Source organism: Sporichthyaceae bacterium (genome assembly GCA_036269075.1).
Classification (GTDB): Bacteria; Actinomycetota; Actinomycetes; order Sporichthyales; family Sporichthyaceae; genus DASQPJ01.
Genome location: DATASX010000110.1, coordinates 1 through 9,020, shown reverse-complemented (window position 1 = coordinate 9,020; position 9,020 = coordinate 1). Strand labels below are relative to the sequence as shown.

Sequence of the window (9,020 nt, the reverse complement as noted above, 5' to 3'; positions counted from 1 at the left end):
CCATTGGTAGTCAGGGGCGCAGCGACCGCGTGGCGGTGCTGGTTCCCCATCCCCCTTTCAATCCGTACGTGCGGTTTTCCCGCATACGGCTTACCGATGATCTTCTTGACATGGTTACGCAGCCTTCGGGTAGCGGACGGTGCCCATCAGTTTGTGCAGGCCCTGGTCGTGGAACCAGGCGGGCGTCCATTGGGCGGCCTGTCCGGCGCGTAGGTTGCGGCCCCGCTTCTTGATCTGCAAGCGTTTGAGCCGCCACGCGACGTAGCGGTCGATCTGGACGAACTTCTCGGCGGCATTCCCGGTGGCGAAGTAGTTGCCCCACCCGCGCAGGATCGGGTTCACGTCGTCGATGACGACGCGAACGTCAACCCCGACACGGGAGCGTGAGGTCCGGTGGTTGATCTTCTCCCGGAGCCGTTTCATCGCCTTCTGGCTGGGCCAGCGGTGCAGGTAGTAGCGCACGATGCCGCGCTGCTCCCACAGCCGCCCAGACATCCGGGCGTGGAAGTGGCAGCCAAGGAAGTCGAACCCTTCCCGGCCCTCTCTGAGGTCAACGATCTTCGTCTTGCCCGGGTGCAGCTGCAGCCCCAACCCGGCCAGGATCTCTCCTGACAGGGTCAGCGCGGCCTCGGCATCCGCCCGCGACCGACAGATGATCACGAAGTCGTCGGCGTAACGGACGAGTTCCCCGACCCCTGCAGCCCGGATCTGCTTGTCGAAACCGTCCAGGTAGATGTTGGCCAGCAACGGGGAGATGACCCCGCCCTGCGGAGTCCCCGCAATGGTGCGCGTGAACCCCCCGTCGGCCAGCACTCCTGCCTGCAACCACAGGCGGACCAGCTTGAGCACCCGCCGATCCGACACCCGCTCGGCCACCATCGCCATAAGCTTGTCGTGCTCGATGGTGCCGAAGAAATCCCGGATGTCGGCCTCCACGACCCACACCCCGCCCCGGATGAACCCGACACGGAGCTTCTCCATCGCCTGGGTCGCCGACCGTCGCGGCCGGAACCCATAGGAGGACTCGCAGAAGTCGGCCTCGAAGATCGGCTCGAGCACGATCTTGGCCGCCTGCTGCACGATCCGGTCGCGGACCGTCGGAATGCCCAGCGGCCGCTTGCCGCCATCAGCCTTCGGTATCTCCACCCGCCTGGCTGGCGCGGGGCGATACCGACCCTGCTGCAGGTCCCCGGCGATCTCGCCGAGCAACCGCTCGACCCCGTAGTCCTGCACCTGCTCCAGCGTCTGCCGGTCAACACCGGCAGCACCCCGATTGGCCCGGACCCGCCTCCACGCCTCCACCAGGACGTCACCCCGATGAACCCGATCGAACAGGGCGTGGAAACGCCGCTCCGGAGACTGCTTGGCCGCAGCCCATAGCTTGCGTTGCAGTCGTCGCACGTTCTCGATCCGAGGTGTCGGATCGGGGTAGTTGGACCGGGCGGTCCCGGTCATGCCCTTGCGCTTACCCGCTCCGCGAGCGTGATCAAAGTCGGGGCCCTTCCCTCCCGCCGGGTTCCTCCCGGCGATCAGCGGTACTACGACCCCGTCGGACTTCCGCTGCTCTCCCTCGGACTTCACCATCGGCTTATACCTCGGGTCTTTGCCAGACGACGGCCGAGCAGACGGATCTCTCCTGTTCCGAACCAAACCGTGATCACGTGCCGCTCCCCGTACCCCGGAGAGACCCGACACGCGAACCCCGGACCGGGGCGTGTCGGACATGGCCTTCACCGTGACATGAGCGGCTCGGCTCTCCCATTGTGGGTCTGACGAGGCTGCAGGACTCCCGCCGAGTGGCAGTACGGCCCGCGATCTTGCTCCCTCCAAAGAGGCTTTCGACACCCCGCTCGGCCGCCAAGGTCTCCCCCGACAGCTGGGGCCTGCTACTGGGCGTTCCGGTACTTACCCAGGCGGGACTCACACCCGCAGGCTTGGTCCAACTTGCAGGACGCAACACGGAACGAGCCTACGCAGAGACGACCGCGCCCCGCTCCTCATACGGGGCGGGGCGCGGTGTCGCGAAACTGGGTTCAGCGGGTGGCGCGGCGGGCCGGGGCCTTGCGCGCGGCCGGCTTGGCCGCGGCGGGCTTGCCGGCCGGCTTGGTCGCGGCCGGCTTGCTCGCCGGCTTGGTCGCGGCGGTCGGCTTCGCGGCCGGCTTCGGTGCCGGCTTGCTGCCGCGGCCGGTCAGCTCCTGCACCGGCTTGACGACGCGCTCCTGCACCGGCTTGATGACCCGCTCCTGCGCGGTGTCGACCAGCGTGGCAACGCGCTTGTCGCCCTTGACGCCGGCGATGAGCGACTCGACGCGGTCGGTGACGGTGTTGCCGTAGCCCTTGACCTGGGTCAGGTACGGCTCGACGGCGGTCTTGATCGCGTCCAGGTTGACGGCCTTCTCGGCCTGCACCCGGAGGTCGCTGACGGCGCCGGTGGCCTTGTTCGCCAGCTCGACGACGTTCTCCCGGGTCTTGCCGTAGAACTCGTTGGCCTGGCCGGTGACGTCGTTGAGCTGCGCCTGGGCCTGATCGAGCACCTGCTTGCCCTGGGTCACGGCGTTGTCCGCGTAGCCGCGGAGGTCACTTGCGATAGACATCTGAACTGACTCCCTGTCGGTGATGTCGGTGGCGGGACTTACTCGGCAGCAGCGGGTGCTGCTGTTGGTTCACTGGATGCGGCGGCCGGGGTGCCGGCCTCCGCGCGAAGCTGTGCGTTCTCGCGCCGGAACGACTCGTAGATGTCGAGCAGGACCTGCTTCTGCCGTTCAGCGAGATCGGGATCGCCGATGATCGAGGCGACGAGTTCCTGGTTCCCTTCGCGGAACTCCAGGATGCCGGCCCGTACGTAGAGCTGCTCGGCCGATATGCGCAGCCCTCGCTCGATCTGTGAGAGGTACGGGTTGGAAACGCCGGCGAGCCGGGCGAGCTGACGCAACGAGACCTGCCCCTGCTGGCGCTGCTCCCGGATGAACTCTCCGATCGCGGCACCACTGCGCTTCGCGCTGGTTATGGCGCTGGTTGCGGGTTGGTCGCGCGGCCCCTCGGCTATCACTCGTCCAGTGTCGCGCGCGAGTGCTAGCAATTGCAAGCAGCTAGCTAGCGATCTGCGTCACGGCAGCGCCGAACCACGTCTCGTGCTCAGGGCTTCCGTGCGCGAACGCCGCTGGGCGGACGGGTCAGACGGTGTCGGTGCCGTGGCGGCGCTTGCCACCGCGGGTCAGCGCAACGCCGGCGCCGAGCAGGCCGGCCGCGATCAGCACGATCACCAGGATGTCGACACCGGTGAACGAGTTACCGCCGTGGTGGCCGTTCGGGCCGGTGCTGGTGCCGTTCGGCGGCTGGATCTGGATCGGGTCGCCTTCGCACTGCGTGATGTGCGGAGCACCGCTGACCGCGACGATCAGGTGCCGCCCGACGACGCCGGCCGGGAGCTTGACCTGGGCAGTGAACGAGCCCTGCGCGTTGGCTTTGAACGTGCCGAGGTCGTAGCTCTGCGAGCGCATCACCAGGTGAACGTTCGCGCCCGGGCTGAAGTCGGTGCCGGTGACCGTGATGGTCTCACCGGGCAGCGGATGTGTCGTGCTGACCGAGAGCGACCCGGGACAGCCGGCGGGCGGGTACCCCTGCGCCTGCACCGCAGGAGTGAAGAACACCGCGCCAATGAGGGCGGCGGCGAGCGCGATGACGGCTCGTAATCTCATCGGCCTTCTTCCTCTGCGTCCGGAGGCACTCACCCAGGACAACGCAGCAAACCCTAATAGGATGCGTGAACTCGGCAACTCATCCGGGCGATTGGGCAAGAAATGTCCGTTACTCCCGGTCTTCGGCCGCTGTTTGGCCGTCGACGCGCAACATTGCATCGCGGGGGAGCCCGCGCTTCACGACCGCCAGGCCGATGGGGCCCCACTCGTGATGGTGGAGCGCCGTGCCCAGGAAGCCGACGATTCGCCCGTCCACCTCGATGGGTGTCCCAGCGGCCGGCAGCGTGTCCGACTCGCCGCCGAAGTGGACGAGGGTGAGCCGGCGCGGCGGCCGGCCGAGGTTCTGCACCCGGGCCACCGTTTCCTGGCCCCGGTAACACCCCTTGTCGAGGTGCACCGCGGTGCCGATCCAGTCGACCTCGTGCGGGATCGTCCGATGATCGGTCTCGAAGCCGAGCCGCGGACGGCGAGCCTCGACGCGGAGCGCCTCGAACGCCCACAGCCCGGTCCGGGCGGCACCGGCCGCGACCAGCGCCTCGAGAATCGACTCCGCACGCTCGCGCGGGACGACCAGGTCGGCGGCGTCCGGCCCAGGCCAGGGCATCCGCCGCACGAATCCGCCGCCGGGCACGGCCGCGGCCCGACCGGCCGGTTCCGGCACCGGCAGCCGGGCCAGGGCAAGCACCGTCGGCGTGGCCGGCCCGACGATCGACAGGACGGCCCAGTCGGCCGACACGTCGGCCGGTTCGACCCGCTTGAGGAACTGCATCTTGCGCAGGTAGCCGAGGACGTCCGGCGCGGCGCCCGGCTCGGTGTCGAGCCAGACGGTGCCGTCCAGTTCGGTCAGCTGCCAGTGCTGCTCGACGTGCCCGTGCGGGGAGAGGACGAGCGCTTCGGTGCTGTCGCCATCGGCGAGGGCGGTCAGGTGTTGCGAGCAGATCGAGTGCAGCCAGCCGAGCCGGTCCTCGCCGGGAACGACGAGGACGTCGCGGTTGGAGCGGTCGATGACGCCGGCGCCGGTGCTGAGCACGCGCTGCTCGCGCAGCGGGTCGCCGTAGTGCCACGCCACCCCGGCGTCGCGGCCGGCGGCGGGAACGGCGATGTCAGTGGTCATGTCCTACACCTGATCGTTTCGCCGGCGGCGTTTGTTCCGCCGCGCACTGCCGGCAGCGACCGAACACGGTGAAGTGCGAGCGGTCCAGCACGAACCCGTCGGTCGCCAGCAACCGCTCGGCTAGCGGTTCCACGAGCGACGGCTCCGCGTCGACGACCGCGCCGCAGGCGTGGCACACGACGTGGATGTGATCGTCCTCGGCCGGCCGGTACGACGGCGCGCCGTGCCCGAGGTGCGCGTGCCGCACCAGGCCGATCTGCTCCAGCAGTTCGAGGGTGCGGTAGACGGTCGTCACGTCCACCCCGTCGACCGACTCGCAGATCTGCTCGGGCGTCGCGTGGCCCAGCGCGCGGACGGCGTCGAGCACCTGCTCTCGTTGGGGGGTGACCCGCAGCCCGAGTCCCCGCAACCGAGCGGCGAGTTCGCCCGCCGCTGTCGGGCCCGGGTGCGTTCGCTGATGCGCAGTCATTGCTGCCATGGTAGGTAGCCTCGCGATGTGCAGGGAGCCCAGCGCGCCGTGGTGGCCGTCCTCGGCACCGGCCTGGTCGACCCGACCGGTCCGGTCATCCGGGTCGACGACCCGGGTGTCACCCGCGGCGACGGCTGCTTCGAGGGCTGCCGGCTGCGCGACGGGGTGATCGACAAGCTGGACGCGCACCTGGCGCGGCTGACCCGATCCGCTGCCGCGCTGGAGATCCCGTTCGACCGTCCGGCGTGGGAGGCGCTGATCGCCGAGGCGGCCGCCGCGTGGACCGCGCCCGGCGAGGCGGCGATGAAGGTGCTGCTCACCCGCGGCGCGCCTGGCGAGGGACCGAGCGGGTTCGTCGCCATCGGTCCGCTGCCCGCCGACTACCCGCGGCAGCGCCGGGACGGGCTGAAGGTCGTCACGCTGTCGCGCGGCTTCCCGTCCGACGCGTTCGCCGACGCGTCGTGGCTGCTCGGCGGCGTCAAGACGTTGTCCTATGCGGTCAACATGGCTGCGCAACGAGAGGCTTCGCGGCGCGGCGCGGACGACGCCGTGCTCATCAGCTCGGACGCCGTGGTGCTCGAATCACCGACCGGGTCGGTCGCCTGGTGGGACGGCAGCACGCTGCAGACCACCCCGACGGGCGACACCGGCATCCTGGCCGGCACGACACAGCGACTGCTGTTCGAGCGGGCCGCGACAGCCGGTTGGGCCACCGCCGAAACGACGGCGAGCGTGGCCGACCTGCACGCCGCTGACGTCGTCTGGTTGATCGGGAGCGTGCGCGGTCCGGTCGACGTCGTCGAACTCGACGGCGTGGCGCGCAGCCGGGTGCCGGACGTGGACGCCGAGGTCCGCCGACTGGCCGGGTTCAGCGGTTGACAACGAGCATTACGGTGGATGTACACGAGAGAGGAGGTGGTCCGATTTTGAGTACTTATTGGACACGTGAGGTGGCTTCCAGCTAACCACCGCAAGCGCATCGGACCTGCTTGGGCCTTGCGCCCGCCGCCAGCGCGCGGTGGGAAGGCAATTCCTGGCAGTCACCCGGCCCCCGAGTCGTCGGCCAAGTCCAGCCGACCCCGATCCGTCGATCGGACATGACTCGGGGGCTGCTTGCTGTCCGGCGCGCGTTCAGCCATCGCCGGGATCGCGTATCGCGAGCTGACGGAGGACGGGGATGCCGGCACCGAGCCGCCTGGTGAGATCGACGACCTGATCGGTGCGCGGGTCCACCGCGTCGAGGTGGCCGGTCGCGTCGATGACGAACAGCCACCGGCTGTCCGGCGACCAGACCGGCCACTCGCGCTGCAGGGCGGCGAACGGGTCGACGGGGATCGCAAGTTCGTGCTCGGAGCCGGTGGCGAGGTTGATGATCTCGAGCGCGGGGTGCCGACGATCGAGTTCGCGCACGGCGAAGCCACCGTCGGGCGAGATGACGCCCGGCTGCGCATCGCGATCCGGAACGCGAAGGTCGAGGGTCCGTCGCGCGCCGTCCGAGCGGTTGATCAGCATCGTCGCGCAGGACCGGTGCCGTCCACACTCGCTGGTCAGCCACCGGCTCGGGCCGACCGCGAGCAGCGCGCCGGTCGTGATCCGCGTCGTGCCGTCAGGCCGCGCGTCGTACCAGCCGTCATCGGCCTCGAAGATCAGGTTCCCCGTCTGATCGGGAAGCGCGTCGGGCGAACCGCCGGGTGGCACCGGTATCTGCACTCCGGTGGGGCGGCCGTCGATCCCCACCCGCGCGATCCGTTCCGGTCGGCTGCCGCTGGCGAGGACCCAGACGTGAATCGGGTCGGGTCCGGGAGATGCGAGACCTCCGTTACTGAGCAACCCGGTCAGGGCGTGCGTCGGACGTCCGTCCCGGATCAGGTAGCCCGGCACGTAGTCCGAGGGGCGGATCATCGTCCAGTCGCGGCCGGCGATGAGTGCCACCGGCCCGGTGCTCTGTAGTTCGGGCACGGGCGTCGTGGTGATCTCGCCGGCAGCGAGGTCGATGCCGACGAGCACTCGGTCGCCACGGCCGATCAAGTCCCAGCCGCCGCGCACGGGCAGCAGTGGATGGCCGACACGGGTGCGGGCGGTCGGTGTATCCGAACCGCGTCCGGAGCGCGAACCGACACTGCCGGGCGCGCCGCCCGAGTTCGTCACGACAACGGCCACGAGCGTCCCGGCCAACGCGACGACGGCAGCCGGCCAGGCCAGCCGATGCGCGTCGCGCCGCGCGCCGATCTCGAGAACCTCAGCATCGCCGACCGGCGGGTGCTCGCCCTCGCTCATCCACCCATGATGAGCTGCCAATCAGATCAGGTGCGCGAGTTCGTAGATCGGGCGCGTGTACCAGGTGAGCATGCCCTGCTCGTCCAGGAAGGCCATGATCTTCTCCGCCATCCACCGGCGGGACTCGTGCCAGTTCGGGTTGCTGCGGGCGGCGCGCACCGCCTCGTCCGGGTCGAGCCCGACGTGCTCGTACACATCGCGGCTGATCAGCGAGCTCGCCACGAAGCTGGCCACGACCGCGGATGAGACGTTGGTGATCACCTTGCCGACGAGCCCGAGATCGGCCATCTGCCGCGCGACCTCTTCGCGCGCGAACCTGACGTGCCGCGCCTCTTCGACGATGTGGATCCGGCTCACCATCCGCACGAGCGGGTGCACCGACTCGTCATTGACCGTCTCGCGCTGCAGCCGGTCGGTGATCTCCTCCGCGACGAGCACCGGGGCGAACAACGCAGGGCCGCGCGCCGTCGCCTTGTACAGCCGGGCCAACTGATGGACGAGCTTCGGCGGCCGGTAGGTCGGCGCGCCGATCCGGGCGATCGCCTTGGCGAACATCAGCACGTGCCGGGTCTCGTCGCCGATCTCGGCGAGGGCGTACTGGGTGCGCGGGTCCTGCGGGTCCTGGTGGTACGCCCACCGCGCGAGCATCTGGACCAGGATGATCTCGAACCACAAGCCCGTGGACGCAACGCTGGCGAGCTCCTGTCGCGACAGCTCGCGCCGCTGCTCGTCCGTCATCCGGTCCCAGAGGTCGGTGCCGTAGAGCGAGGTCCGCTCGACCGGCATGAACGTCATGTCCAGCTCGACCGGTGCGTCCCAGTCGATGTCGAGGTCCGGGTCGTAGGAGTTCCGCGAGGACGAACTGAGCAGCCGGACGGCGGTCTTGCGGACCTGATCCCGATCCGGCGCGACGGTGGCCCGGGCGGCACGCGCTGCGGTCATCGTGTGTTCCGATCTCTTCGACTGGTCGACCGGAAACCCGCGGACCGGGTTCCTATCACATGGTGTAGCACCTAGATTTGCAGCTGACAAGCTGTAACGGGTACCGCCACGCCGGGCGGATTTCCGCCGCCGACACCCGCGGCGCGCCCTAACCTGGACGGATGCCGGCGAAGACACGCGTAGAGGGGCACGACGCCGTACGGGACGGACGCTCCACCCGCTGGGACCCACACCGCCGCGAGCGCCGGCTGTCGATCATCAATGCCGCGGTCGCCGCGATCGAGGAGCACGGCCCCGATGTGCTGACCGCGCAGATCGCCGACCGGGCCGGCGTCCCGCGCACCCACGTCTACCGGCACTTCGACGGCAAGCCGGCGCTCGATCTCGCCGTCTCGACGCACGTCGCGAACCAGTTGGGGCAGAGCATCCGTGCCGGGCTGGCCGGGGGCGGCAGCGCGCTGACGATCATCGGCGGCGCGATCGATCAGCATCTCGGCTGGGTGGAGGACCACCCGAACCT

10 protein-coding genes are annotated in these 9,020 nt (G+C 69.6%); 2 read left to right on the top strand and 8 right to left on the bottom strand.

Annotated features, from left to right (window positions below):
* Positions 1–114: 114 nt before the first annotated feature.
* From ltrA to VHU88_20440, 6 genes are all read right to left on the bottom strand, one after another.
* Positions 115–1,455, bottom strand: coding sequence for a group II intron reverse transcriptase/maturase (ltrA, locus tag VHU88_20465; GenBank protein ID HEX3614074.1), 1,341 nt, complete (start codon positions 1,453–1,455; stop codon positions 115–117).
* Between the two features lie 578 nt (positions 1,456–2,033).
* Complete coding sequence (locus tag VHU88_20460) at positions 2,034–2,594, bottom strand: hypothetical protein (GenBank protein HEX3614073.1); 561 nt, start codon at positions 2,592–2,594, stop codon at positions 2,034–2,036.
* Between the two features lie 38 nt (positions 2,595–2,632).
* Complete coding sequence (locus VHU88_20455; GenBank protein HEX3614072.1) at positions 2,633–3,049, bottom strand: helix-turn-helix transcriptional regulator; 417 nt, start codon at positions 3,047–3,049, stop codon at positions 2,633–2,635.
* Positions 3,050–3,173: 124 nt separating this feature from the next.
* The gene (locus VHU88_20450; protein ID HEX3614071.1) at positions 3,174–3,698 is read right to left on the bottom strand and encodes a hypothetical protein; all 525 of its coding nucleotides are present in this window, start codon (positions 3,696–3,698) and stop codon (positions 3,174–3,176) included.
* Positions 3,699–3,807: 109 nt separating this feature from the next.
* On the bottom strand, positions 3,808–4,812 hold the full coding sequence (locus tag VHU88_20445) for a folate-binding protein (GenBank protein ID HEX3614070.1): 1,005 nt from the start codon (positions 4,810–4,812) through the stop codon (positions 3,808–3,810).
* The gene (locus VHU88_20440) at positions 4,802–5,281 is read right to left on the bottom strand and encodes a Fur family transcriptional regulator (protein ID HEX3614069.1); all 480 of its coding nucleotides are present in this window, start codon (positions 5,279–5,281) and stop codon (positions 4,802–4,804) included. Before VHU88_20440 ends, VHU88_20445 begins: the two co-directional genes overlap by 11 nt.
* A gap of 27 nt (positions 5,282–5,308) precedes the next feature.
* On the opposite strand from VHU88_20440, the gene VHU88_20435 reads away from it, so the two are divergent.
* A complete protein-coding gene (locus tag VHU88_20435; protein HEX3614068.1) occupies positions 5,309–6,160 on the top strand; it encodes an aminotransferase class IV in 852 nt (283 codons plus the stop codon).
* Positions 6,161–6,412: 252 nt separating this feature from the next.
* Here the strand turns inward: VHU88_20435 and VHU88_20430 are convergent, their stop codons facing one another.
* Together VHU88_20430 and VHU88_20425 are read right to left on the bottom strand one after the other, a co-directional pair.
* Positions 6,413–7,558: a hypothetical protein gene (locus tag VHU88_20430; GenBank protein HEX3614067.1), complete on the bottom strand. Its 1,146-nt coding sequence runs from the start codon at positions 7,556–7,558 to the stop codon at positions 6,413–6,415.
* 21 nt (positions 7,559–7,579) lie between these two features.
* The gene (locus tag VHU88_20425) at positions 7,580–8,500 is read right to left on the bottom strand and encodes a diiron oxygenase (protein ID HEX3614066.1); all 921 of its coding nucleotides are present in this window, start codon (positions 8,498–8,500) and stop codon (positions 7,580–7,582) included.
* A gap of 161 nt (positions 8,501–8,661) precedes the next feature.
* On the opposite strand from VHU88_20425, the gene VHU88_20420 reads away from it, so the two are divergent.
* Positions 8,662–9,020 (top strand): TetR family transcriptional regulator (locus VHU88_20420; GenBank protein HEX3614065.1); only part of this gene is annotated, 359 nt, incomplete at its 3' end.

Excerpts from the sequence above, each read along its gene's own strand:
- ltrA (HEX3614074.1), bottom strand. The coding sequence starts at position 1,455 with ATGACCGGGACCGCCCGGTCCAACTACCCCGATCCGACACCTCGGATC.
- VHU88_20460 (HEX3614073.1), bottom strand. The coding sequence starts at position 2,594 with ATGTCTATCGCAAGTGACCTCCGCGGCTACGCGGACAACGCCGTGACC.
- VHU88_20450 (HEX3614071.1), bottom strand. The coding sequence starts at position 3,698 with ATGAGATTACGAGCCGTCATCGCGCTCGCCGCCGCCCTCATTGGCGCG.
- VHU88_20445 (HEX3614070.1), bottom strand. The coding sequence starts at position 4,812 with ATGACCACTGACATCGCCGTTCCCGCCGCCGGCCGCGACGCCGGGGTG.
- VHU88_20440 (HEX3614069.1), bottom strand. The coding sequence starts at position 5,281 with ATGACTGCGCATCAGCGAACGCACCCGGGCCCGACAGCGGCGGGCGAA.
- VHU88_20430 (HEX3614067.1), bottom strand. The coding sequence starts at position 7,558 with ATGAGCGAGGGCGAGCACCCGCCGGTCGGCGATGCTGAGGTTCTCGAG.
- VHU88_20425 (HEX3614066.1), bottom strand. The coding sequence starts at position 8,500 with ATGACCGCAGCGCGTGCCGCCCGGGCCACCGTCGCGCCGGATCGGGAT.